This is a genomic window from Nocardia sp. bgisy134 (genome assembly GCF_057708325.1).
Window position 1 is genome coordinate 133,407 of record NZ_JBYIRW010000008.1, and the last position, 21,816, is coordinate 155,222.

Sequence of the window (21,816 nt, forward strand, 5' to 3'; positions counted from 1 at the left end):
TTTCCGAGCCCGCGGTGCGGCGAGCTCGGTCGGGATCACATCTGGACGGCGAGAGCGTGAATGTCGTCGACGATGTCGGCGACCACCCGCATGGACTTGGCGAACGGCATGTCGTGATCGCGGTCCGAACCGATGGTGACCTGCCAGGCGGGGCTGGCCGTGCGCGACCATGCGAGCTCGAGCTCGGTGACCTGGTCGACGTAGATCGAACCCTCGGGCATGCCCTTGACGGTGGAACCGACGCGGTCGCCGAGGAAGAAGTGCCCCTGGCCCTGATCGCCGATCAGGTACGGTTCGCCGTTCGCGACGGTGAACTTGTGGGTGAAGTGGCGTCGCGTCTTCCACAGACCCTCACCGAGGGTGAGCAGCGAGCCGAGTGTGTACGCGCGATCGGCGCTGTTCTCGAAATGCTCGTAGTAATGCGACCAGCCCGAATTATTCTCCCGCTGCGGCGATTTGAACTCCATCCAGGCCAACAGCGTGTCGGAGAGCAGCGCCATCGCGATGGTGTCCACCACTGCGGTCGTACCGTTGGCGACACCCGCCAGGATGGGACCGACGAACGGCACCTCGCCGAGCGCACCGGCGGTGACCATGCCGACGAACTGGATCGCCGAGGAGATCGCCTCGTTCACGCCGGGCATCGAGTGACCGCCGGTGAGGATCTGCACCGCCGACGACGGATTGACCACGAACTGCGAAGTCTGGATACCGGTGTGCTCGTTCTGCCGATACACCACCCAGGGATTCGACGGCAGCGTGCCCATCCATCCCGGATTCTTGTACAGCTCAGGTGCATTCAGGTCAGGCAGCACATCGGGGCTGTAGTCGAGCAGGGTGTTGTCGAGCACCTGCATGGTGTGCTGCAGGCCGTCCCACATGTTTCCGCCGGTGCTGGTGCCGGTCCAGAATCCGGACTTGTCGACGATGTCGACCACCAGGCAGCCGTGCCGCAGGTTCGCACCCGGCCACGGCGCCGGGTCGCCGCGGAGCCAACGCCGGGTCACGACGGCCAGCTGCGCGGTCTCCAAGGTGCCTGCCGCGGCCTCGTGAAAGTTCCGGAACCGGGAGCCGAAGATCGTCCACACCGACGTATCGGAGACGAAGTCGCCGGGCTTCACGACCACGGCCCAGTTCGATTGGTCGAGGTTCCCCCAGCTGCTGACGTCCATGGGATCGTCGGGCAGTGTCCACCCCGCGGTTTCCAATCGCAGCAGGTTCAGGTGCAGTGCCGTCTTGAGCACCCACACACCGGGCCCGGCCAGCAGGAACTCGCGCGGGAACTGCACCGCCGCAGGCAGAAACGGATTCGACCAGCAATAGATGTGCTTGAGTTCCTGATAGGAGTGCATGAACAGCAGCTCCACCGTCGTGACGCCGTGGTCGTCGGTCTTGATGACCGCCTTCTCCAACCGGCCGTCCCAGCGCGCACCGTCCTTGTCGACGGTGATGTGCACGTTCTGCTTCGTGCGGCCGTTGATGTCCACGGCCCACTTGGCCAGGTAGTAGTCGTAAGGCAGCACCAGCAAGCCGGTGCCGGACTGGTTGAGCACCCACCGGAAGTCGGCGCTGATCTCCGCGCCGCAGACGCCGCGCAGATTCCAGTCACCGTCCCACAGCCGCACCAGCGGTCGCGCGTAACGCTGCTGCTTGCGAGTCGATTTGGCCAGCTGCGCGTCCGCGTAGAGTACGGGCAGATCGAGCGCGGTGGTCACTGCAACCCCCACGGACGCGACCAGTTCCGCGGCTGCACGACCATCACCGAAGCGCCGGTCGGCGCGCCGGACACTTTCACCGGAATATCCGTGGCGGGGGTGTACGAGGGCACCGGGTAGAGGAAGCTGACACCGTTCATCAACGCCCAGATCTGCGAACTGTTCGCCGCGACGATCATCTCCTCCATCGGATCGGTGTCGACCGTCAAGTCTTGCCCGGCGCTGGTCATCGGCAGCGTGATGACGCGCGCCTCGTCACGATCGACCGCGCCCCACGAGAAGTCGGGCAGCGTCCATTTGCCCGGCGCCGAGCACACCCATTTCAGCCACATCGGCTGATCGGTCGGGTTGGCGATGCTGACCGTGCCTTGCTGGCTCACGTTCGCGCCCGTGGTGTTCATGGTCGACGTCCACCCGCTCGTCACATCGGACTCCACCCACCAGGGATTGCCCGCGACACAGGTCATCACAACCTTGCCCTGGCTCCTCAGGTGCGGGTCCTTGTCCGGCTTGAAGTCCGGCTGCTCGGACATCCGCAACTTCAGCGACCGGGTTCCGAAGTCGGTCGTGATCGTCAGCGTCGAATCCCGGTCGTAGGCCCATGCTTTGCGCCATGCGGAGTCCACTCCCTCCCACGACCGCCCTGCGGCTTCGAAGACATTGACCGCGAATACGACATCGCGCTTGTTGGTCCGGTAACCACCGAACGACGAGCCGATCTGGAAGGCCGACTGGTTCCAGATCGTCGTCACCGGAGCGTCGTACAGCCCGCTCGGCGACGTAGCCAAATCCACACCCTCACGACCACTGCCCTGGCCGGCGATCGTCCATACCGATCCGTCGACTCCGGTCACCGTGATCATCGCGGCATTCGACGCCACAACCTCACCTCAATTCTCTTGAAAATCTGTAATAGACTCGCCAACAGGCGATCTCGAACCAGGCGGCGTCGATACCGCCTACCGGGAATTCATCAGCTCCCATTGCGTCGACAGCACTTTCAACCGCGCCACAATGTCCTCGGAACTCGACATGGAGATGTTCACGGTCGCGGGCCCACCGCCGGCCGCCGGCGCGTACCCGCCCGCATTCGCATCGGCTCTCGCCGCCGCAGCAGCATCCCGCTGCTCGAGCATCTTCTGCAGGAAGAACGGGTCAGCGTTGAGTGCCTGCAGGAATGGACGGTTCACCGATGTCGAGCGTGCGTTCATGACGAACTCGCCGTCGGACAGCCACGCCGGAATCTTGTCGCCGATGGACGAACCGGGACCTCTGATGTCGCCGCCCGCCGCTCGCTGGACGGGATATTGCGCGTCGCCAGGGTAGTTCATGCGCACGGGGTAGTAAGTGACGGTCCGGTCCGAAACGACCTTCTCCGTGTCCTCATCGACCTTGGGGATGGCCCAGAACCCGTGGTAGACATTGCTGCTGTGGTAGTCGACGAAATCGGCGTCCTCGAAGTACTGGTACCTCGGATTGCCGTTTTCATCCTCACCGATACGCTGCCGCGCATTGCCATGGCCGGCGTAGACCATGGTGTGGCTGAGGATCGGGGACCCGTCCTCGTTCTTCTCGCCGAAACTGACGAATACCAGGTCGCCGGGACGCAGTCCGGCATTGGTCAACGCGTTGGGATCGGGATTCCCGGTGATCGGGTTGACGCTGATCGGCGCCAGCCGCGTTCCCGTCGGCCCACCCTTCGCATTCCCGTTTCCGTTGGCGATGTAGCTGTACAACGCTTGAACATTCAGCCAGGGACGCGGCGCCGAATCACCTGCTTCATGCGGCGCCTCATTGCCGATGTGGTTGTATTTCCGGTTGTAGGGATGCCAGCGGTCGGTCACCGCGAAACTGTCGTCGGCCCGCGAGGGATCGAATTGAAAACCTCCGGCGTGCAAAACCTGTGACGCGAAGCTCGTGCAGTCGCCGCCGCTCGCATCGTAGTTCGGATACTCCCAGTTGCTCATGATCGCCCAGTCATCGGCGTATTTCACCGCCGTCTGACGATTCGGGTTCGGGTCCATGCCACCAGCAATCGGCACGGCGCCCTGCGCGGGGCGCAGAATCGAATCGAGGATCGAAGAACCGGCATTCAGCCACGAGTTCAGCAGCGCGGCAGGTTGATCCGGCGAATCCAGCGTTGCGCTGATCGGCCGGATGCCAGAGTGGTCCTTCCAAGTCCACATCGTCGATAGCAAGGACTCGGCACGCTGCCACTGCTTGTCCTTGACGCGATCTCGATAGCCCTTCGACTCCTTTTCCCCGAGTTTCTTGTCCTTGATCCACACCAACACATTGTTATCGCCATCGGCATCGAACTCCGCATTGTACGCCGAGGCCAAGAATTGATTCAGGGTATACTTCTGCTTGATTTCGTCCGGCATCGCGCCGGCATACGTTTCCTGCAAGTACTTGAGATAGTAGGCGGTAGTACGAACAGCCAGAGCGTCGTCGTTCGCGAGGTCGGACCATTTGTGATCATGAAATACGCTGGGATATTTCTCTTTGACTTTTTCGAAGGTGCGCTCTTTGACGTTGGTAATGCCCAGAGAATAGCCGGCCGGGTTATTCATCCTGCCGATCCACGGGATCCGGCCCCTCTGCCACTGATCCAAATCGTGCAGCGCTCCATCGTCATCGTGCTGGTCTGCTGCTTCCTCCAGCGCAATAGCCAGCACCAAGCGCGGATCGACCCCAGCCATCGAACCGCTGATCACCGAATCCCAGACCAGCGTGCGCTGCCCCGGCCGGAGCCTGTCCACCTTGCTCTGGTCCGGCTTCCTGTCGAAACTCGGCGGCGGCGTGTCCCACGTACTACTCATAGCTTTCCTCCTCACGGAATCCACCGCGCAACAACGAGATCAGTCAGATGGGCGGTCGAATGCGGCTGCGGCTATGCTGGCCGCGTGGAACGACTGGTCTTTGTCATTCCGTTGGTGTGCTGGCTGCTGGCGGCGCGGTCGCCGCGGTATCGCCTAGGGGTGGGTGTCGCACTAGCGGCGATCGCGGCGACACAGCTGGTGGTGTCATTCCTCGCTTGGACGCTGCGCGAGGTGCAGTACAGCGTCGAGGTGTTGCTGACCTTGGCTAGCGTGGGCATCCTGGTGGTGGGTTTGATCACCGACCGGGCAGCGGGTGGTATGGCTTCACTTCGGACCGCGCTCGGTGGCGTTCTCGTCGTTCTCTACTGTGTGGCAAGCCCACTCGGTGTTTTGCTCATGCTGTCGTTCTGGTCGGACTACTTTCCGTCCTATGGCGGGAAGCCGGTTCCGGTGCCAGCCGCCGATCAGGTGCTGCCACTACCCGATGGCCTTGTGGTGCTCGCGGATTCGTCCTGGTGCTCGGAATCGCGACGAGGCCCGTGGTGCCACCGTGTGCTGTCCATCGGCAGTACCGACGGCACGCCCGATAGCGGGGTCGCCGACCGCCTGCTGCAGCATCTGCGCGACTCCCGCGGTTTGCCACTCGAGTTGTATTCCAGCGGTAGCGACGGCCGCGAATGGGACATGTGCAGGAACACGGGATGGTGGCTCGACCGTGCAGTCGAAACCATTGATCTCACAACGAGAACGCCCGGTCCGCAGCACGGGGATTTAGGCATCGGCTGGCCCGAGGGCGCACCGGAAGGCTCGGTCACCGTGGTGACAATCGGTATGACCCATCTGCGATGCGAAGCATGATGCCCCCTCATCGCGACGCTGGCGCGGCATGGTAATCGGACCAGTCCTCGGCGTTTCCAATCCTCTGTTCAGCTGATGAATACGTAGACGGTCAGTCCGGTTCCGACTGCATGGCCGGCCCCGTTCTGGCGCATCCGCACGTCGATCACGTCACCCATCAGCAGGACCGGCTGCGCCGTGATCGGGATGGAGATCGGAGATTCGGGGACCAGGTTGGTGCCCTCTGTTGTGGTAACGGCAGCGAAAGTCTGCAGGACCGTGCCATTGCGAATGTGGCGAACCGAGACGGTCACATTGTTGGTTGCCACGCCGGTGATGGCCGAATAGCCCGGTGGGGCAACGAGTTCGACATCCGTGATGGTGTCGCCACTGTAAAAGCCGGGGGAATAGACGCCGGCCAGGACCGTGGCGTCCGCGGCACCGGCCGCCTGAGCAGGCAAAATTGCCGAGAAGATCATCAGTCCTCCCAGGTGTATGCGGTGAATTGGTCAATGAGGTTTTGCATAGAGCGATCGCGATGTTCGTCGCGTACCTGATCCGCCGCGGTGACGGGGCGGGGCATGGGGCGGATGGCCGGCGGGTCGCCGCCTGCAGCTGCGATGATCGCGGCTTGCACGCCTTGCAGGGCGTCGATGATCGACAGCAGCAGGTAGGTATCGATCGTGTAGCCCTCGGGCGTAGGTCCAGCAGGCCTCGCCGATTCGTCCTCGTAGAGGTTGGCCGCTTCTTCGGCGGTGACCATCCGTTCGGCAAGTTCGCGGTCCATCGACAGCGCCGAACGATACTGTGAACCGTGCGGGAGCCGGTCTTTGAACGCCCAGATGGTGCGCCAGTCGCGCGTGCGAATCGTATCGGGCCCGAAGCAGTCCCGGACGTCGATGCCGCGCTCGAGCAAGTCGTAGTCGAGCGCGGCACCGAAACGTTCCCAGAACTCTACGAGCCCGACGATCCCCCCGGCAGCTCCGCGGCGCCCTGGCCGAAAAGGTGGGCGTAGAGATCGCGTTGGAAGGCCAACCACTCATCCAGCGGCCGCTCGGCGAAGAGCGCTTCGACGGTTTCGTACTGGTCGCCCAGCACGATGGCCATCTGCTCGTCGTCGTTGTCGGTCCGGCGCAGGGCCAGCAGCTGGCCCCGGGTTACGGGCGGGATAGCGATGTCGTCGGTCAGGCGGTAGGGCGCGCGTCTGCGCGGGGCGAGTTCCTGCTGGAGCTCGTAGAATCGTCCGCCGACCTCGGCCTTGTCGGCCGCTTCGTGAGTGGTGGTCATGTCAGATCTCCGGGAATGTGTTGTGTTACTTGGACTTCGAATTGCTACGACGCGAAGCGGCCTCTTCGACCTTGACCGCGTGGCCAAGCTTGTAGACGGCGTTGACGTACTCGGTGGCGCTGGAGACGACGTAGTCGTTCTCGCCGTCGGTCATCGTGACGGGGAATTCGGTGGGGATGGCGGACACTGGTGGACCCGCTTTCTTCTCCGGAAATATGGACAGGAAATGGTGTGGGGCGTGCCATGACCGGAGACACATGACACGCCCCACGCCCAGGCCGGAACCTGGGTGATCAGGGGAGAATTCGCGCTGCGACGAGCGGCGTCACGCCGCGGGGGCGATGCCGGTCTGGGCGACGATCTTCTTCCAGCCGAGGCCGCCGAAGCCGTGCGCGACGGCGTAGCCGGCGGTGTCGTCCTTGAACGCGACCATGGTCAGCTTCTGCGCCAGCACCTCGGTGGGGGTCCACTGCTCGCCGCCGAACTTGCTGACGGCGACCTTCGGCAGCACCTTGAACACGTAGATCGGGTCGGCGTCATTGCCGTCCTTGCCGATGATGATCGCCGAGTAGTAGGTGATCTGCTCCGAGGCGGGCTGCGGGAAGAACACCTCACCGGAGGCGGCGTTCGACTTGACCTGGGCCAGGTTCGCGCTGGTGGTCAGCTCGAGGGTCAGCGCGGTGGTCTGCTGCGGCTGGAACTCGATGGTGGTGATGTCGCTGGTGATGTCGTTGCGCACCGGCTGCAGTTCACCGTAGGCCTCGATCGGCGCGGCGGTGATACCGCGGGCGAAGGCCACACCGGTCTTCTTGTCGATCAGGCCGACCGGCTTGAAAGCCGCGGGTAGCGTCTGCAGCGCGCCGCTGGCGTCGGTGAACGCCGTCGGCGCGGCGGTGTACCAGGGCGCGAGGAACACCGCGGCGTCGAGCGGCTTGAGCAGCAGCGAACGCTGAGCGTTCTTGAGGGCCGTGAGGTTGGTGGCAGGCATGTGTCTCCATTCGAACGCCCGCGAATGCGGGCAGGGATTGACGGAAACGGCACCGCGTGGTGCCGGTGAAAAGCCCTATCCGCGACAGGGTTTCGGTCCGCCTATTGGCGGCGGGCTTCGATCGAGAAGGCGATCTCGACCATCTGATTGAGCGGATCGAGGTCGGGGACCTCGGTCAGACCGCGGCTGCGCCGCAGGATCGGCGGATGGAACTTCTGCTCCTCGGCCGCGATTTCCTCGACGTAGTCGACGAGGACACCGTTGACACGGCTGGCGGGCGCACTCAGGATCGCTTCACGGATTTGCACCGACAGTTGCTGTGCTGCGACGCGGCTGGTGCCGAACGCGACGGCACTCACCTTCGCCTTGTAGGTGACCGCATTGATATCGAGGGTTCCGCCGGTTGTGCGCACCCAGATCAGCGGCAGCGACGACTGCAGCGCGGCCGAGGTCGCCGGCAGGGTGGTCACGGTGGTGGCGATCGGGGTGAACAGATCGACCATGAACTGCTCGAAATCGGGGAACTCCCCCGGCACGGGATAGGTTGCCATCACGCCGCTTCCGAAGGCGCACCGACGGACACTACCGCTTCGAGCGTGCCGGAGGTGTCCGGCGCCGAGGCCGGAACGGCCGCATCGACAGTCATCGACACGCCCTGGGCGAGATTGAGCAGCACCTCGATATCCGCCCGCAGGGTGACCAACCGGGAAACCACGGCGTGTATATCGGTCGTGATGCGTTCGGCGAGGCCGAGGGATTCATCGGGAGTAGGCATGATCTTCTCCATCATCAGGTTCACGGGTAATCCGTGGAAACGAATACGTACAGATAGGAGCCAGGCACCGCCTGACACTCGGCGGCATGACCGCCCGGATTTCCGGGACACGCGGCACCCGGCTTGCCCGCCCCGCGAATCCTGCTCTGGCACTACGGTTACAGTCCGAACAGCGGCAGCAGCAGCGGAACGAGATCGCTGATCAATTCGAGGACATCTTGGATGACAACGAGCATTCCCATCACCCCCTCTCGAGTTCTCGGCAGAGCAACGGGATGAAACCCACAGCGCGTCAGCGCAAATGGGACAGATATGTTGCCGAACGGTCGATCAGTGGATCCCTCACCTTTACGGCGTTCTCCGCGGACTTGATCACGTTGATCGTCGTGGTGCGGTCGATACTCGGACCGAACGACCGGCGATCGAGCACGTCGTTGTTCAACGGGAGGACCTGCGGCAACGGAGTCGCTCTCGGCAACGCGGCGCCCGGCTGTGTCTGCGACGGTGCGGTGAACTGCTGCAGCACATTCTGCACCGAAGAGGTCAACGTACTCACCGCCGCAGTGGCCGCGGCACCGGCAGGACCGGCGACCGCACCGGCCAGTGCGGAGATTCCTGCCTGCGTGACCTGGTCGCGGGTGCTCTTGAAGATGTTGTACCAACTCGGCCACTGCAGGAATCCGAATATCCGACCCGGTCGCGTCGTCGAGAGGAAACCATCGTCGTAATCCGGCCGCCGCCCTTCGGGCTCACCGCCTTCGGCGAGCCCGGCCGCGCCGACGAACGACTTACCGATAGCACTCCCTAAACCGCTTGCGACAGTGGGCCATTGCAGAAATGATCCGATGGTTCCCACGGGAGTAGTGGACAGCAGGCCGTCACCCGAATTCGGGCGACTTTCCTCCTCGGAGTTGATGCGCATTCCTTCATAGAACATAACGACCACCCATTAGCTGTGAATTATTGAAGTGCACGTCATCGTGTGCGTTGACGACCTCGGCCAACCGGTCGCTTGTTCGTCGGTGGCCCGAGTGGCTCGCCGGTGCCGCGGCACGTCAGAACGGCGATCACGAGATTGTGCCTTCCTGGATGAGGAGACGGTGCCGGTGAGAACGGGCAACGTATGGCTGGGGAGGCGACCCCACCCGCGTCCGCATGGCGGTACGGGTGGGGCCGCGTGCGTCCCGGCGTTCGGCCGGCCTGCAACCGTACGGACCAATCGACGGGAGTGCTGGCGGGCGGGGCGAGCTCGGTAGGGCAGAGGGCTTCGGGCGGGTGCATGACGAGTTCGGCGGGCACCCGCCCGGGGCTGTTCACTTGTGCGCGCGGCGAATTGGTGACCCGGCGCAGCACCGGGAGCCGTTTGGACGTCGTTCCGCCCCCGTCCGGGGGAGCGACCAGGACCGAACGATTCGCCCGCACCGCAGTTGCACAGCACGTCCATGGTGATGTGGACGAACGGGACACGGCTGGGCTGTCTGTGCGGTGGTCCCACTCCGGGATTCGAGGGGTCGACCGGAGTGGGGCCACCGCGCCCCTACGCTGCGACAACGTCTGCGATCGCGAACCACCCGCGGGAGACGGGAGCGATAGGGGCGTGCATGCGGCGTGCTCTGAACCCGCGTTCTACCGTGTTCTCGGTGTTCGGGGGCGTGCCGCATGAGCGGACCGACGGACGATTGACCGCCGTCAGCTATTTGGCGTTCCTGGGCATTTCGGCCGGTTGCACGGCCAGGGCGATGGCGCCGTTGAGAGATCGGACGCCCTTGGTGCGCAGCGTCGGCTCGGCGGGTCCAGATGTCGTAGCCGAAGAACCGCTCCTTGCGGGTGCGAACATGAGCGAGCACCAATCACTCTGTCGTCGAACACAATTCCGGCGCGTTGGCACAACCGCACTAGGACTTGATTCGGCAACCAGGATCGGATAGAACTTCACCGTTGTAATTCGCTCCGCGAAACATGCAGCACGCCAACCGGTTTGCAGCGTTCGCGGGGTCGGGAGGATAGGAAAAATCATGCGTCTGACTACCAGAAAATTCGGCCGTAAAGCTCTCATCGCGGCGTTGCCGCTCGCGATCGCGGTGACCTTCGCGGGCGCAGGAGCAGCTTCTGCCGACGCCTCTGGCGTCGCCCCACAGTCGGTCCCCGTCGTGAAGACAGTCGAGGCTGCGCAGGCTCCGGGAACGGTTCAGCAGGTGATCCCGGTCATCGTGCAGCCCGCCGCCGCGGCCGTCGAGCAGCCCGCCGAAGCGGATGTCGCACAGCCCGCCACTGCGGAGGTCCTGCAGCCGGTAGCGGCTGCGGTGCCGCAGGACATCGCGACCAATCCCAATGCGGCCAACCATGATCCGCTGGCCAATGGCGCGGCAGCGGGCGGAATTGCCGGGGCCGTGTTCGGAGCCGTGGTCTGCGCCGCCACCATCATCGGGATTCCCTTCATGCCGCTGTGCGCCCTCGGCTCCGGTTTCCAGGGCGCCTTGGTCGGTTTGATCGTCGGCGCGATCGCCCCGGACGTCATTCCGCAGGTCCTGCCCTGATCCCCCCGCCACCAAACAGTATTCGGTGCCGGAGTTTCCGGACCGATGCGGCGTGGATGGCGCGTCCTTTCCTTCGATGAAGCCTGCACATCAGCACGGAACTCGTCCATGTCGATGCCGGCACCTGCGGCGATGATTCCCAATCCCGGTTTGCCGACCACGCTGCTCGCGAGACTCGACCTCGCCGACCCGAGGGATGAGGTGCCCCACCCCCGGCTCGTAGCAAAACCGGGGGTGGGGCGGGCGCCCCGCGGCTCGGACCGTCTTCGACCGCGATTGTGTTGCGGGAGAAGGGAGCCGGGCGGGGCGGGCTGGTGGGGTCAGCGGGTGCGCGAGGAGTCGGGGATGATGCGGCCTTCGGCTATCAGGGCGCGCAGCGCTTGGTCCTTGCGGCGGCAGTAGTCGGGGGCGCATTCGCGGTGGACGCGCATGATCTGGTGCGCCAGATCGATGGTCGGCGTCGTCGGAAGTGCGCTGTGCGCGTCGAGCTCCAGCAGTGCGCGGATGGCTTCGTCCATGGCTGTCTCCTCGCTGATGACCTGGCCGAGTCACGGCCGGCGGGACGAGTGCCCCACCCCCGGCCTGGAGGGGCACGCCGGGGGTGGGGCGGAGGCCCGAACGTCCGCGCTCGTCTACGACCGCGCACCGGAGTGACGGGGACGGGCGGCGTTCGGGCTTATGCGGCAAGCTCTGCCCCGCTTGTCAATCGACATCGAGAGGGTTTCGGGGGCGTGCCGCATGTTCGGGGGGTGGGAAGTCTCCGGAAACAACCGTGGCACTGTACGTCCGCGGTTTTCAGACGCACAGTGCCACGAGTAGATCTGGGAGAGTGGAGGTTTCCCGGTAGATTTCGGGATGAAGGCGCAGCTCTGGCGCTGCACCAATCTTCACCTAACGCGATGCGAATGTCAACACCTGAATTTTTGATGCCTTCGAAATACCTGGTGAGAGCACATATTTCAGCATTGCGCGGTGCGTTCCGTACTTCCGTTCGGCAGGCCCGAATCGGTGCACATTGCTCCCCAGGATGGTGTCCGCAGCGGGATATGTTGCGACGATGTCCCTGTCGCGAACCGGGGAGGCGGCCGCCGTTCGCGATTACAGGAAGGGCACCCAGAGGTGGCGCGGACAGAAACCGCTGGCGCGACCATGAAGCGGGCGAGAGGTTTCGCGCGCGAGTGGCTGAACCCGCAGAGAAAGAAGAAGCCGCCCAACCGGTACTGGTAACCGGTTGGACGGCGATGGTTTTCAACGGCGTCGATGACGGAGCGATCGTCAGGTTCCCACCACTGACCTCGCGAGAATTCCCGCGCAATGCGATTCGGTCCAGCAGCAGGCGCGGTTCGCCGCCAGTAAGCACCGCTTCGGAAACGCTATGCAGCGCGACTCCGCGCGGCACTGGCCGCCTTGCGCCGCGACCTTCTTGGATGGGCAAGGTGTTGGTCGAGAACCTCTCCCGCGACGAACATCTCGGGCCAATCGGGAGCCCACGGCCCCGGCACCGGGGCGATCTTTCCCGCGTCGCGCAGCGTTTGCACGCGGCGGACAGTCAGATTTCGATACTCGTCTCCGAGCTCCTTCGCCAAAGTGGCGATGCCCGAAGCGTTGAGGCGGCGGGAACGTGCCTGGTCGATCATCGAAGGGTCGAGGTTCACCTCGACCGCCGGTGGACAGACGACCCTTGTCGCGGCCCGCACCGCCTCGCCGATTTCCCGCGACGCGCTCTCGACCCCCGGGGTCATCGCGAGCGCGATCAGGTTCTTGTCCAGCCATCGCGACAATCCGGCGGTCGTGGTCGAACTCGTGTAGCCGAGACCGCGTTGCTCGCAGACCAACCGGACCCAGCCGACCAGGACAGCGTGCAGATGGTCGGCCGCGCGGGCGGCGGCCGGGTTGTACGGCAGCGGTTGCTCGCTGGGACGGCGTCGCATGCGGTAGTCGCCGCGGCTGCCGAGCTTGGCCTGACGAGTCCGCGCAATCGCGAGATCCTCTGCTAGATCGGGGATTTCGCGAAACAACTCGACGAGTTCGCGTACTTCGGCGCGGCTCAGGTACAGGTGGTTCGGTTCGTCGTTCACACTCGCCCCCGGAGCGCGCCGTCGGCGACTTCGGCGTTGAGCTGCTGGGCAAGTCGCTCGGCGTGGCCATGCCGGATGTAGTCGTCGGTGTGCCTGCCGTCGACGAGATATCCGCGTGCGAAGGCCACGGCGCCGGACCAGCTGCGCCAATACTGCGGCGACCACCAGCGTTGCAGCTGCCGCCGCCCAGCCACATCGATCAAGCTCTGCCCCCACCGCAGCGCCGCCTGCGGCGAGGAGAGGCTGAAATACCCGCTGAGGTCGGCGATCGAGCGAAGCGGATTGCCCGCGGGCAGCGCGGTGATCGGATCACCGGGCGCTGCTACCCAATAGGTCGGGACGTTCGGTACGTCGCGTTGGCCCGCGATCCCGTAGCCGCCCGGATCGACGCCGAGGCACTTACCCTCCGGGCGGAGCGGATCGGCGATGAGGGCGCATGCGATGACCTGCGCGAACTCGCCTCGCCCGACCGAGGCCGCGATGTCACCCGCGATGGCGGCGCCCTGGGAGTAGCCCGCCAGCACCACGCGCCGGTTCGAAGCCTCGATCGCGGCGATCAGCGCCTTCCGTCCCACCACCAGGCTGTCCGCATACGGCATCGTGCGGCCGTAGTCGGCTGGATAGGGGACGATTCGCGGACTGAAGCGATCCAGGTCGAGGGATGCGGCGAACGCGGCGCTGATCCCGTCGCCGTGCGGATGCCACGTGCCGGGCATGATCAGGACATCGATCGGCTCGGGCGGCGCGGCGGAGTTCCACAGTGCACGAAAACTTCTGGGGCTTGCCATATTCAGACCTGCGACCTTTCATCGCTCGTGAGTGTGTCGGAGTAGTGATCCGGATCGGCGGTGCGCACCGCACGCCGCGATCTCGCTGCGCCTCCGGGGTCGGGCGACGCCTGCTCGCCGCATCCGACCAATCGCGGAGACGCACCGGCGACGTACGCGAGCGCGACCGTCGCGATAGCTGATCGATCGCCCGCAGCGTCGAATTTCGAGGTCGAGCGGAAGTGATTCCAGTCACAAAAGGTTTGAGACACGTTCGGCGCGAGGCCCTTATCCCGCCATGTGGTCACTTCTCCCCCGCCTGCGGGATCAGCTCGGCGGTCCGGCAGCCGACGAACGCGGCGATACGGGCAAGTTCGCAAAGTGTGAAGGACCCACGTGCAGCTAACCGCCGCCGCAGTGCCGTCGCGGGCATCCCGGTGTGCTTGACCAGGTCATTCAGTCCGATCCCCCGCTTCGCAAGAACGTGTTGCACACGCTCCGCAACCATGACATCCAAATGATCCATACGGATTACCATAAGGTCCGTTTGGACCTTTCACAAGCCCGATCGGCCTTCGGGTCGGGCCGCGAGCTTTCGCGGCGCAACCCGGCGATGCCAGCGGCATGTCGTTTGCGAGGTAGCCATTCGGACCTCAGAATGGTCCATATGGGTGCGAAAGAGACGGCTTCGGGCATCAATCGTGCGGTGGGGAACGAGTTGCGAGCGGCGCGAGCACGCCGCGATCTGACCCGTCAGCAACTGTCGGAACTGACCGGCCTCGCCGTCAGCACGATTCAGCGCTTCGAGAACGGTGAGCGATCCCCTGACATGCAACAACTGCACGCACTTTGCGAGGCGCTGGAGATTCCCATGCGCGAGTTCGTCACCATGGCGCTGAAAGACATCGAGCGCACGGACTGATCACCACCCACATCGATTACTGCCCGGGACCGAACCTACGGTCCCGGGCAGTCGACCCCGACAATGAACGGTGCGTCGCGCAGGTCGATCGACCCGCGCGCGATGGTTCACGCGCAGCGCGAACCGGTGACTCCCTTGACGGCGGATTCGATGGCCACTTCGGCGTATTCGACAACGGCCTGAACCGTATCGACACCCATCACCCAAGAAGCCAGCACGACATCGCACAATGTCGCGGTGCCGTGCAGAATCCGATGCGCAGCGTCGTCACCGATCGCCGCGCCAAGTGCCGCAGCAGCGCCCGCGCCCCGCCCCACTGCCAACTCCGTTACCGAGCCGATCTGGTCCACGACCTCAGTTCCCCTTCATCTCAGTGCTCAACCCTCGAGCGCGAGCCTGGAACGAAATTTCCACTGTCGTCCCAGAATCACGGTAGTTATATCCCATCGCCGCGCACGCGGCTCGCCAAAGTTGCCCCGCTACACAACGATTCGCAGGTCCAGCACGACCATGTGATTCTTCCAGCCGATAGCTGAAGGTTCGCGGCATTGCCCCATCCAACGGGGCCGCGCAACTCGTACCGATGGATAAACCCGTCCATACCAACGACATCCGACGTTCGAACCTCGGAATGTCAAGTGCGCCGCCAGCACGACTGTGTCGTTTCCGAACCATCCACCCGTGCCTGGTCGCGACCCGACTCCGGCTCTCGTCGCTCGTGTCCGCGTCCGCCGATACATACTGAGCGTCACAGTATTTCGCGTACACCCACCGCACGCGCTCCGCGACGCAAACGGCGTCTGTTGCGCGGTCGGATCACACGAATCGTGACCGAAATTCCCCACCCGACAACACACCCCAGCCTTCCTCGAACAGCATCACCACAAAGATGTGCACGCCGGTGCGGCTCCCCGATGAACCCCACACCCGCCGCGGCCGCACGCAAGGGCCCGGTATCCGTACCGCACCGGCCCGAGAGACCGGAATCCGCCGCCGGAACCACCTGTCCAACCTTGCAGGCGACCATACTCGCACATATTTTCGAATAACAAGGGCGTACGGTAGTCCTCGAGGGATTCACTGATGAGCATGCCGCGCCGACAACCGGGCGCACCGGAGGCGCGGACTCGATCACCCACCCACCGGCCATGAGGCGACATGCGGACAGCCACGCTCACCGACTCTCACCAGTTGTTCTGCGGGAAAAGGCAATTCGCGGCTGGGCTCGAATCTGCCAGCGATGCAGGTCGCCGTATACATCACTCTGGTTGATCCGTAGCACTGCGGAAGGGGACTATTACGGTCCAAGAGGTGCACCGAGTGGACTACCTGTCGGGCTTCGAGGACTGCGAGGTGGTTGCCGATCACGTCGTCGCTGCACTACGCGAAATCCTGAAGATCGGTGTGCCGACGGAGCTTTCGGTGAATTCTTGGGTGAATTCTTCCCCCGGCACGATAGACGTCAGCGCGCCTGCTCCTCAGCGGCATCCGCCGCCCGGTATCGACAGCTCACTCGCACTTCACGACCGGGATCGGGTCGTACTTCACCGTCCTGGTCGCCCGTGACACTTCGCGCCCGGTCTTGCGATCCTTGATCACGCGGGTATCGGAGATGGTGAAGCCCGGTGCGCCTTCGGACGCGATGCAGTCCTTCCCCTTGGGGAGGGTGACGGTGTTGGGTTCGGTGGGCTTGGTCTTGTCGCCGGTGATGGACTCGACGTCGACCGTCTTGGTGCCCCAGAGGCGGACGGTGATCTCCGAGGCGGTGGCGAAAGTCTCGATGTAGACGCCGCTTTGGGTGTTGTTGCGGAATTTGAGGTCGATGGCGCCGTCGAAAACGGTGGCCTCGCGGGCGGCCGGGTAGCGGGAGATGTAGTAGCTGTGTTCGGTGTGGCCCGCGTCTTCGAGGCCGGCGAAGTAGGCGGCGTTGTAGAGGGTGGTCGCGAACTGGCTGATGCCGCCGCCGACTGCGGTGCTCGGGCGGCCGTGGTCGATGATCCCGGATTCGACGTAGCCTTCCGCGGTGCCGCGCGGACCGGTGAAATCGTTGAGCGAGAACGTTTCTCCCGGCCGGACGACGGCGCCGTTCACCTTCAGAGCCACGGTGCGGATGTTGACGCCGGACGGTCCGCTGAAGCCGCTGGTGGTGAACGAGCCCATCTGTTCGACGATGCCGAGCCCCTGGGCGGCCTCGGTGGTGAGCTTGGGTTCGACCTTCTCGTAGACGGCGGCCGCGCTGCGCTGCTGAGAGGCCGCGAGCAGCGTGGACAACTGTTCGAGGGTCTTCGGCCAGTCGATCTTCTCGCCGACCACCGCGGGCACGACCCGCGGCGCTCCGCCACCCACCGCGAAAGTCGCGTCCTTGGGCTCCACCTCGGATTTCGCCAGCTGCGGGGCGAGGATGGCGGTCGCGGCGTTCAGGTCGTAGTTCGCGGCGAGACCGCCCTGCCCGTCCGGAGCGAAACTCAGTACGGTCGTGATCTGTTCGGGAGTGAGTCTCGCGTCGCCGTCTCTGCCCGTGAACACCACGTCGCCGCGCACAGCGGGTTCGGCGATCTCGTGCAGCGCTCGCTCGACCGCCTCCGGCCGAACGGTGAGCGGCGCTGGGACGACGGGCAATTCGAGGGTGCCGCCCTCGATCCAGTTGTCGATCAACTCGTTTCGCGCGGCGGGCGTGTCCAGCACACGGCCGAGTACGGGCGGGACGGCGACCGGTTTGCCGTTCTGGAACTGAATGGTGCCCTCGACGGTCGGGCGATCGTGCACCCGCAGCGCGGTCAGCTGACGGTCCAGCGCGGCGTCGTCTACGGTGCTGGCGACCGAGACCTCGCGGGTGCCGAAGAAAGAGACCAGGCGGGCGAAGGGGTTGAGTGGCTGGCCGCCGATGCGGTCCCAGGTGCCCTCCCAGTCGACGGCGAGGCCTGCGGCGGAGGGGGTGAGTTCGGCTCGTACGTCACCGATCTGGAGCGGCAGTTGCTGCCCGGCGCGGCCGTCCAGGGTGGTGCGGAGCTTGGCATCGGCTTCGTCGACGTCCATCCCCCCGATGTCGATCCCGGCCACGACCACTCCGCGCGGTACGTCGCCGGAAGAGAGCACGGCGTCCACGGCGTAGCCGAGGCCGCCGACTGCGATCAGGGCTCCCGCGGCGATTCCGACGCGACGGATGGCGGGGGTCTGCCACCACGACCCGGAACCGGCGGGTCCCGGTCTCGGTCTGGATCTGCGCGCGTTCTCCCAGCGCTGCCGTCCCGTACCCGACTGCTCGGCGCTGGACGGGTGGGCACTGTCGGTTGCCTGGAATGCCTCGGTCTCCTGGTGGGAGTCGGCCGCATGAGTCGCCCATCCGGCGTCGGAGGGACGACCGTGGTCGGGTGCGCCGGTACCGGGCGGGGGGTTGCCAGGCGCGTGTACGGCGCCACCGTGAGCGTGGCCACCACCAGGCGCTTGTGCGGCACCACCAAGCGCGTATGCGCCGCCACCGGGAGCGTGCGCGCCGCCACCAGGCGCTTGCGCGGCACTACCGGGCGCGTGGCCGCCACCACCGGGTACGTGCGCGGCACCACCAGGCGCATGGCCGCCACCACCGGGTACATGTGCGGCACCACCAGGCGCATGGCCGCCACCACCGGGTACATGCGCGGCACCACCAGGCGCATGGCCGCCACCACCGGGTACATGCGCGGCACCACCAGGCGCATGGCCGCCACCACCGGGTACATGCGCGGCACCACCAGGCGCATGGCCGCCACCACCGGGTACGTGCGCGGCACCACCAGGCGCGTGACCCGGCGCATATGCGCCGCCACCGGGAGCGTGCGCGTGTGCGGCGCTACCGGGCGCGTGGCCAGGCGCGAATGCAGCACCACCCGGAGCGTGGCCACCACCAGACGCATGCGCAGCACCACTGGGCGCATGGCCAAGCGCGAATGCAGCACCACCCGGAGCGTGCAGGGCCCCACCGGACGCGTGCGCGCCGCTACCGGGCCCAGGCTGGGCACCAGCACCATCGGGCGCGTGTCCGGTGACTCGCAGCGGCTCGGTGGGGGTGGAGTCGGACCGCCACTGAGGCGCCTGTCCGGGCTGCGTCACCGGAAGAAATGTGGTCTTCGCCTCATCTGGCGATTCGCGGTTCGATTCGAGTAGATGACGGAGTCCGACCTCGCCGTCTCGATGTCGGTCGCGGCCGTGGTGTCCGGTGCTCGACTCGGTGGTCACGAACCGTCCTCCCAGATGAAGATGTGTTTCCGTGCCGCGCACGGTGCGGGTCACCATCCCACGATAGTTGCCCGCGCCGGGGACGTCCGTTCAGCTCGGACGCGCAGCAAACCTTGTGCAATGAACCGTCTTGAACGCGGAAGAGCCCCGCGCAGTTGCCGGGTCGGGGGTCTGGCAACTGCGCGGAGCCGATCTGTTTATCGGAGCAGCGCACCCCGCGTTACACACTTCCCGGGGACAATCGAGGACGACCCGCCAGACAGCTCGCACACACGAGGAGATGGACGGAATGCAGCTGGGAATGATCGGCCTCGGGCGGATGGGCGCCAACATCGTCCGCCGCATCGTCCGGGACGGGCACACCGCCGTCGGCTACGAACGCAAGCCCCACAACATCGACGAACTACGCGCCGATCTGGGCGAAAATTTCCGAGGAACGCACGATCTGCCGGAATTCGTGGGCATGCTGGAGACGCCGCGGGTGGTGTGGGTGATGATCCCGGCCGGCGCGACCGGCACGGTGATCGACCAGGTCGCCGAGCTGCTCGAACCCGGCGACATCATCATCGATGGCGGCAACAGCCGGTACCACGAGGACATCAGACGGGCCGAGAAGCTGACCCCGAAAGGCCTCCACTACCTGGACATCGGCACCTCGGGCGGCGTCTTCGGCCTGACCCGCGGTTACTGCCTGATGATCGGCGGCGAGGCCGAGCAGGTGAAGTATCTGGATCCGCTGCTGAAGTCGATCGCGCCCGGCGTCGACGCTGCACCGCGCACCCCCGGCCGGACGGGCGACCCCTCCACCGCCGAGCAGGGTTACCTGCACTGCGGCCCCGCAGGCGCGGGTCACTTCGTGAAGATGGTGCACAACGGCATCGAGTACGGCGCCATGGCCGCCTACGCGGAGGGCCTGAACATCCTGCACAAGGCCGATTACGGCGCGGCGCACAAGGGCGAGTTCTCGGCGGAGGAGACGCCGCTGGAGCACCCCGAGTACTACCAGTACGACATCGATGTGCCGGAAGTCACAGAAGTGTGGCGACGGGGTTCGGTGGTCGCCTCGTGGTTGCTGGATCTCACCGCCGGCGCGCTGTTCGCGGACCCGAACCTCGACTCGTTCGGCGGGCGCGTCTCGGACTCCGGCGAGGGCCGCTGGACCCTGGACGCCGCGATCGACACCGGGGTGCCCGCACCGGTGCTCTCAGCCGCCTTGTTCGCGCGCTTCTCCTCGCGCGGCGAGTCGCTGTACGCGGACAAACTGCTCTCCGCCATGCGCCAGGCGTTCGGCGGGCATTACGAATTGCCGCCGAAGTAAGCTCCCATCACCCGTTTTACGCTGCGCAGGAACTGATTCCGCTTGTGATTCGAACTTGCTATCCATCCACCCGAAACCCCCGTCTTCGCAAACGATTTCGACTCTTCGCAGATAGTGCAGCACCTGCGAGGAGCCGAAATGGTCTGCGAAGACGTTTTGCGTCGTGGAGTCGAGTCCTCGAAGGGCAGTATTCGGCAGTATCCTGCCGATCGAAAGGACGCGATGTCGGAAGCCACGATCATCGGACATGCGATCCGGACCGCAAGGCGTCGGCATCGCTTGACACAGGAGCAACTTGCCGAGCTGGCGGGCACCTCGACCCGAACAATCCGCGAAATCGAGCACGGCAGTGGCGGGACGGGCATTGCGACCGTCGCCGCCGTCGCGAACGCGGTCGGCCTCACCCTCGGGGTCACCGCATGACGAGTCCAGCCGATTTTCGCCGAGTCCCCCGGGCCGACATCTACAAAGCGGGCCGACCGGCGGCCACCCTTGTCCGTACCCCCAACGGCGGCATCGAATTTCGATACCGGAGCGACTATCTCGCGGCGGACGGTGAGCCGATTGCGACGACACTCCCGGTCCGTCGGATCCGGTCTTCACCATGAACGGCGCGGTACCGCCGTTCTTCGCAGGACTCCTTCCCGAAGGCCATCGGCTGACCGTGCTGCGCCGCGCCGTGAAGACCAGCCCGAACGACGAACTGACCTTGCTGCTCGCCGTCGGCGGAGATGTACCTGGCGACGTACAGATCATTCCCGAGGGCCAGATTGCGGGAGGCACTCCCGCGCTGCTCGAGGACGACGAACCCGAGCACGTCGATTTCGCCCGACTGGTCGATCCTCGAACTGCCGCAGCCGGAGTATCCGCACCTGATCGAGAACGAGGCTGCGCACCTGCACGCCGCTCGGGCGATGAAACTTCCCGTGGCCGAAGCGAGTCTCGTCGCCGATCGAACCGGCGAGCCAGGGCTGCTCATGCGACGCTTCGATCGATTCTTCGACAACGGATCCTGGGAGAGGCTGGCTTTCGAGGACGGGACGCAGGTGCTGGGCCTGCCACCGGCGGCGAAGTATCAAGCGGATACCGCGACGGTGGTCGCCGCCCTCGCTGGGCTGACGAGTGCGCCACTCGTCACGATCAGGAACCTGTATATGCAGTTCCTTTTCGCATGGCTGACAGGAAACGGCGATCTACACGCCAAGAACGTTGGCGTGCTGAAGGATAAGCAGGGGCGGTGGGCGATCGCGCCGATCTATGACATCCCGTGCACGCTGCTGTACGACGACGACTCCATGGCGTTGCCGATCGCCGGGCGGACGCGGAAGCTGCGCGACCGAGACTGGGCCGCGTTCGCCGCCGAGATCGGGCTGCCTGACCGCGCTGCCGCTTCGGCGGGCGAGATCGCATTACGGGCGGCCGCGGGCGTCGACTACCCGAGACTTCCTTTCTCGGGATCACCGCTGCGGCGGACCGAGCGAGAGTTGCGTTCACGTCGCATGGAGATCGAAAAGTACTGAGGCCGAGGATATTCGTCGCGTACGCGAAAGGCGGC

General features: G+C 65.1%; 25 protein-coding genes and 1 pseudogene. 9 read left to right on the forward strand and 17 right to left on the reverse strand.

All coding sequences use genetic code 11. The annotated features are described in order from the left end of the window. Positions 1–35 precede the first annotated feature (35 nt). The 3 genes from AC3ERS_RS16255 to AC3ERS_RS16265 form a co-directional block, all read right to left on the reverse strand. Positions 36–1,715, reverse strand: coding sequence for a Gp37-like protein (locus AC3ERS_RS16255; RefSeq protein WP_431968256.1), 1,680 nt, complete (start codon positions 1,713–1,715; stop codon positions 36–38). Further along, on the reverse strand, positions 1,712–2,578 hold the full coding sequence (locus AC3ERS_RS16260; RefSeq protein ID WP_431968257.1) for a phage tail protein: 867 nt from the start codon (positions 2,576–2,578) through the stop codon (positions 1,712–1,714). Before AC3ERS_RS16260 ends, AC3ERS_RS16255 begins: the two co-directional genes overlap by 4 nt. 96 nt (positions 2,579–2,674) lie before the next feature. Next, complete coding sequence (locus AC3ERS_RS16265) at positions 2,675–4,537, reverse strand: amidase domain-containing protein (RefSeq protein ID WP_431968259.1); 1,863 nt, start codon at positions 4,535–4,537, stop codon at positions 2,675–2,677. A gap of 84 nt (positions 4,538–4,621) precedes the next feature. Between AC3ERS_RS16265 and AC3ERS_RS16270 the strand changes: the two genes are divergently transcribed. Then, a complete protein-coding gene (locus AC3ERS_RS16270) occupies positions 4,622–5,395 on the forward strand; it encodes a hypothetical protein (RefSeq protein ID WP_431968261.1) in 774 nt (257 codons plus the stop codon). 68 nt (positions 5,396–5,463) lie between these two features. On the opposite strand, the gene AC3ERS_RS16275 is transcribed toward AC3ERS_RS16270, so the two are convergent. The 8 genes from AC3ERS_RS16275 to AC3ERS_RS16310 all read right to left on the reverse strand — a co-directional run bounded on the left by AC3ERS_RS16275 (position 5,464) and on the right by AC3ERS_RS16310 (position 9,361). Further along, entirely contained in the window at positions 5,464–5,853 is a 390-nt protein-coding gene (locus AC3ERS_RS16275; protein ID WP_431968263.1) for a hypothetical protein, read from the reverse strand. Continuing rightward, complete coding sequence (locus tag AC3ERS_RS16280; RefSeq protein WP_431968265.1) at positions 5,853–6,290, reverse strand: hypothetical protein; 438 nt, start codon at positions 6,288–6,290, stop codon at positions 5,853–5,855. Before AC3ERS_RS16280 ends, AC3ERS_RS16275 begins: the two co-directional genes overlap by 1 nt. Positions 6,291–6,328: 38 nt before the next feature. After that, entirely contained in the window at positions 6,329–6,661 is a 333-nt protein-coding gene (locus tag AC3ERS_RS16285; RefSeq protein WP_431968267.1) for a hypothetical protein, read from the reverse strand. 25 nt (positions 6,662–6,686) lie between these two features. Further along, positions 6,687–6,848 carry a hypothetical protein gene (locus AC3ERS_RS16290; RefSeq protein WP_431968269.1) on the reverse strand — a complete coding sequence of 54 codons (162 nt, stop codon included), beginning with the start codon at positions 6,846–6,848 and terminating at the stop codon, positions 6,687–6,689. A 138-nt stretch (positions 6,849–6,986) separates the two neighbouring features. After that, a complete protein-coding gene (locus AC3ERS_RS16295) occupies positions 6,987–7,649 on the reverse strand; it encodes a phage tail tube protein (RefSeq protein ID WP_431968271.1) in 663 nt (220 codons plus the stop codon). Positions 7,650–7,750: 101 nt separating this feature from the next. Beyond that, positions 7,751–8,200 carry a hypothetical protein gene (locus AC3ERS_RS16300; protein WP_067835979.1) on the reverse strand — a complete coding sequence of 150 codons (450 nt, stop codon included), beginning with the start codon at positions 8,198–8,200 and terminating at the stop codon, positions 7,751–7,753. Continuing rightward, a complete protein-coding gene (locus AC3ERS_RS16305; RefSeq protein WP_431968275.1) occupies positions 8,200–8,424 on the reverse strand; it encodes a hypothetical protein in 225 nt (74 codons plus the stop codon). The genes AC3ERS_RS16300 and AC3ERS_RS16305 overlap by 1 nt, the downstream gene beginning before the upstream one ends. Positions 8,425–8,716: 292 nt before the next feature. Continuing rightward, entirely contained in the window at positions 8,717–9,361 is a 645-nt protein-coding gene (locus AC3ERS_RS16310) for a hypothetical protein (protein WP_431968277.1), read from the reverse strand. A 1,126-nt stretch (positions 9,362–10,487) separates the two neighbouring features. Between AC3ERS_RS16310 and AC3ERS_RS16315 the strand changes: the two genes are divergently transcribed. Then, entirely contained in the window at positions 10,488–10,961 is a 474-nt protein-coding gene (locus AC3ERS_RS16315) for a hypothetical protein (protein ID WP_431968279.1), read from the forward strand. A gap of 320 nt (positions 10,962–11,281) precedes the next feature. Here the strand turns inward: AC3ERS_RS16315 and AC3ERS_RS16320 are convergent, their stop codons facing one another. The 4 genes from AC3ERS_RS16320 to AC3ERS_RS16335 all read right to left on the reverse strand — a co-directional run bounded on the left by AC3ERS_RS16320 (position 11,282) and on the right by AC3ERS_RS16335 (position 14,332). Next, positions 11,282–11,479 (reverse strand): hypothetical protein, encoded by a 198-nt coding sequence (locus tag AC3ERS_RS16320; RefSeq protein WP_431968281.1) that lies wholly within the window; start codon positions 11,477–11,479, stop codon positions 11,282–11,284. A gap of 855 nt (positions 11,480–12,334) precedes the next feature. Next, positions 12,335–13,039, reverse strand: coding sequence for a hypothetical protein (locus AC3ERS_RS16325; RefSeq protein ID WP_431968283.1), 705 nt, complete (start codon positions 13,037–13,039; stop codon positions 12,335–12,337). Next, entirely contained in the window at positions 13,036–13,827 is a 792-nt protein-coding gene (locus AC3ERS_RS16330; protein ID WP_431968285.1) for a hypothetical protein, read from the reverse strand. Before AC3ERS_RS16330 ends, AC3ERS_RS16325 begins: the two co-directional genes overlap by 4 nt. Before the next feature lie 283 nt (positions 13,828–14,110). Beyond that, positions 14,111–14,332, reverse strand: coding sequence for a helix-turn-helix domain-containing protein (locus AC3ERS_RS16335; protein WP_431968287.1), 222 nt, complete (start codon positions 14,330–14,332; stop codon positions 14,111–14,113). A gap of 141 nt (positions 14,333–14,473) precedes the next feature. Between AC3ERS_RS16335 and AC3ERS_RS16340 the strand changes: the two genes are divergently transcribed. Further along, positions 14,474–14,728 carry a helix-turn-helix domain-containing protein gene (locus AC3ERS_RS16340; protein ID WP_431954146.1) on the forward strand — a complete coding sequence of 85 codons (255 nt, stop codon included), beginning with the start codon at positions 14,474–14,476 and terminating at the stop codon, positions 14,726–14,728. Between the two features lie 107 nt (positions 14,729–14,835). On the opposite strand, the gene AC3ERS_RS16345 is transcribed toward AC3ERS_RS16340, so the two are convergent. Together AC3ERS_RS16345 and AC3ERS_RS16350 are read right to left on the reverse strand one after the other, a co-directional pair. Then, positions 14,836–15,078, reverse strand: a complete 243-nt coding sequence (locus tag AC3ERS_RS16345; RefSeq protein ID WP_431968289.1) for a hypothetical protein — start codon at positions 15,076–15,078, stop codon at positions 14,836–14,838. 1,159 nt (positions 15,079–16,237) lie between these two features. Further along, a complete protein-coding gene (locus tag AC3ERS_RS16350; RefSeq protein ID WP_431968291.1) occupies positions 16,238–17,788 on the reverse strand; it encodes a VanW family protein in 1,551 nt (516 codons plus the stop codon). A 103-nt stretch (positions 17,789–17,891) separates the two neighbouring features. On the opposite strand from AC3ERS_RS16350, the gene AC3ERS_RS16355 reads away from it, so the two are divergent. The 6 genes and pseudogenes from AC3ERS_RS16355 to AC3ERS_RS16380 all read left to right on the forward strand — a co-directional run bounded on the left by AC3ERS_RS16355 (position 17,892) and on the right by AC3ERS_RS16380 (position 21,781). Beyond that, positions 17,892–18,062 (forward strand): hypothetical protein, encoded by a 171-nt coding sequence (locus AC3ERS_RS16355; RefSeq protein WP_431968293.1) that lies wholly within the window; start codon positions 17,892–17,894, stop codon positions 18,060–18,062. Between the two features lie 86 nt (positions 18,063–18,148). Next, entirely contained in the window at positions 18,149–18,871 is a 723-nt protein-coding gene (locus tag AC3ERS_RS16360; RefSeq protein ID WP_431968295.1) for a hypothetical protein, read from the forward strand. A 361-nt stretch (positions 18,872–19,232) separates the two neighbouring features. Beyond that, positions 19,233–20,261 carry a phosphogluconate dehydrogenase (NAD(+)-dependent, decarboxylating) gene (gnd, locus tag AC3ERS_RS16365; protein WP_431968297.1) on the forward strand — a complete coding sequence of 343 codons (1,029 nt, stop codon included), beginning with the start codon at positions 19,233–19,235 and terminating at the stop codon, positions 20,259–20,261. Positions 20,262–20,483: 222 nt separating this feature from the next. Then, positions 20,484–20,684, forward strand: a complete 201-nt coding sequence (locus AC3ERS_RS16370) for a helix-turn-helix transcriptional regulator (protein ID WP_431968299.1) — start codon at positions 20,484–20,486, stop codon at positions 20,682–20,684. 181 nt (positions 20,685–20,865) lie between these two features. Beyond that, positions 20,866–20,955 (forward strand): annotated as a pseudogene (locus AC3ERS_RS16375) (hypothetical protein); the annotation flags it as partial. 37 nt (positions 20,956–20,992) lie between these two features. After that, positions 20,993–21,781 (forward strand): type II toxin-antitoxin system HipA family toxin, encoded by a 789-nt coding sequence (locus AC3ERS_RS16380; protein ID WP_431968301.1) that lies wholly within the window; start codon positions 20,993–20,995, stop codon positions 21,779–21,781. Positions 21,782–21,816: the final 35 nt, after the last annotated feature.

What these genes read in the sequence shown, in the direction of transcription:
- AC3ERS_RS16340 (WP_431954146.1), top strand. Translation starts at nt 14,474, where the DNA reads ATGGGTGCGAAAGAGACGGCTTCGGGCATCAATCGTGCGGTGGGGAAC.
- AC3ERS_RS16355 (WP_431968293.1), top strand. Translation starts at nt 17,892, where the DNA reads ATGGCGGGGGTCTGCCACCACGACCCGGAACCGGCGGGTCCCGGTCTC.
- AC3ERS_RS16295 (WP_431968271.1), bottom strand. Translation starts at nt 7,649, where the DNA reads ATGCCTGCCACCAACCTCACGGCCCTCAAGAACGCTCAGCGTTCGCTG.
- AC3ERS_RS16305 (WP_431968275.1), bottom strand. Translation starts at nt 8,424, where the DNA reads ATGCCTACTCCCGATGAATCCCTCGGCCTCGCCGAACGCATCACGACC.
- gnd (WP_431968297.1), top strand. Translation starts at nt 19,233, where the DNA reads ATGCAGCTGGGAATGATCGGCCTCGGGCGGATGGGCGCCAACATCGTC.
- AC3ERS_RS16335 (WP_431968287.1), bottom strand. Translation starts at nt 14,332, where the DNA reads ATGGATCATTTGGATGTCATGGTTGCGGAGCGTGTGCAACACGTTCTT.
- AC3ERS_RS16265 (WP_431968259.1), bottom strand. Translation starts at nt 4,537, where the DNA reads ATGAGTAGTACGTGGGACACGCCGCCGCCGAGTTTCGACAGGAAGCCG.
- AC3ERS_RS16330 (WP_431968285.1), bottom strand. Translation starts at nt 13,827, where the DNA reads ATGGCAAGCCCCAGAAGTTTTCGTGCACTGTGGAACTCCGCCGCGCCG.
- AC3ERS_RS16310 (WP_431968277.1), bottom strand. Translation starts at nt 9,361, where the DNA reads ATGTTCTATGAAGGAATGCGCATCAACTCCGAGGAGGAAAGTCGCCCG.
- AC3ERS_RS16285 (WP_431968267.1), bottom strand. Translation starts at nt 6,661, where the DNA reads ATGACCACCACTCACGAAGCGGCCGACAAGGCCGAGGTCGGCGGACGA.
- AC3ERS_RS16320 (WP_431968281.1), bottom strand. Translation starts at nt 11,479, where the DNA reads ATGGACGAAGCCATCCGCGCACTGCTGGAGCTCGACGCGCACAGCGCA.
- AC3ERS_RS16260 (WP_431968257.1), bottom strand. Translation starts at nt 2,578, where the DNA reads ATGATCACGGTGACCGGAGTCGACGGATCGGTATGGACGATCGCCGGC.
- AC3ERS_RS16300 (WP_067835979.1), bottom strand. Translation starts at nt 8,200, where the DNA reads ATGGCAACCTATCCCGTGCCGGGGGAGTTCCCCGATTTCGAGCAGTTC.
- AC3ERS_RS16380 (WP_431968301.1), top strand. Translation starts at nt 20,993, where the DNA reads ATGTACCTGGCGACGTACAGATCATTCCCGAGGGCCAGATTGCGGGAG.
- AC3ERS_RS16370 (WP_431968299.1), top strand. Translation starts at nt 20,484, where the DNA reads ATGTCGGAAGCCACGATCATCGGACATGCGATCCGGACCGCAAGGCGT.
- AC3ERS_RS16275 (WP_431968263.1), bottom strand. Translation starts at nt 5,853, where the DNA reads ATGATCTTCTCGGCAATTTTGCCTGCTCAGGCGGCCGGTGCCGCGGAC.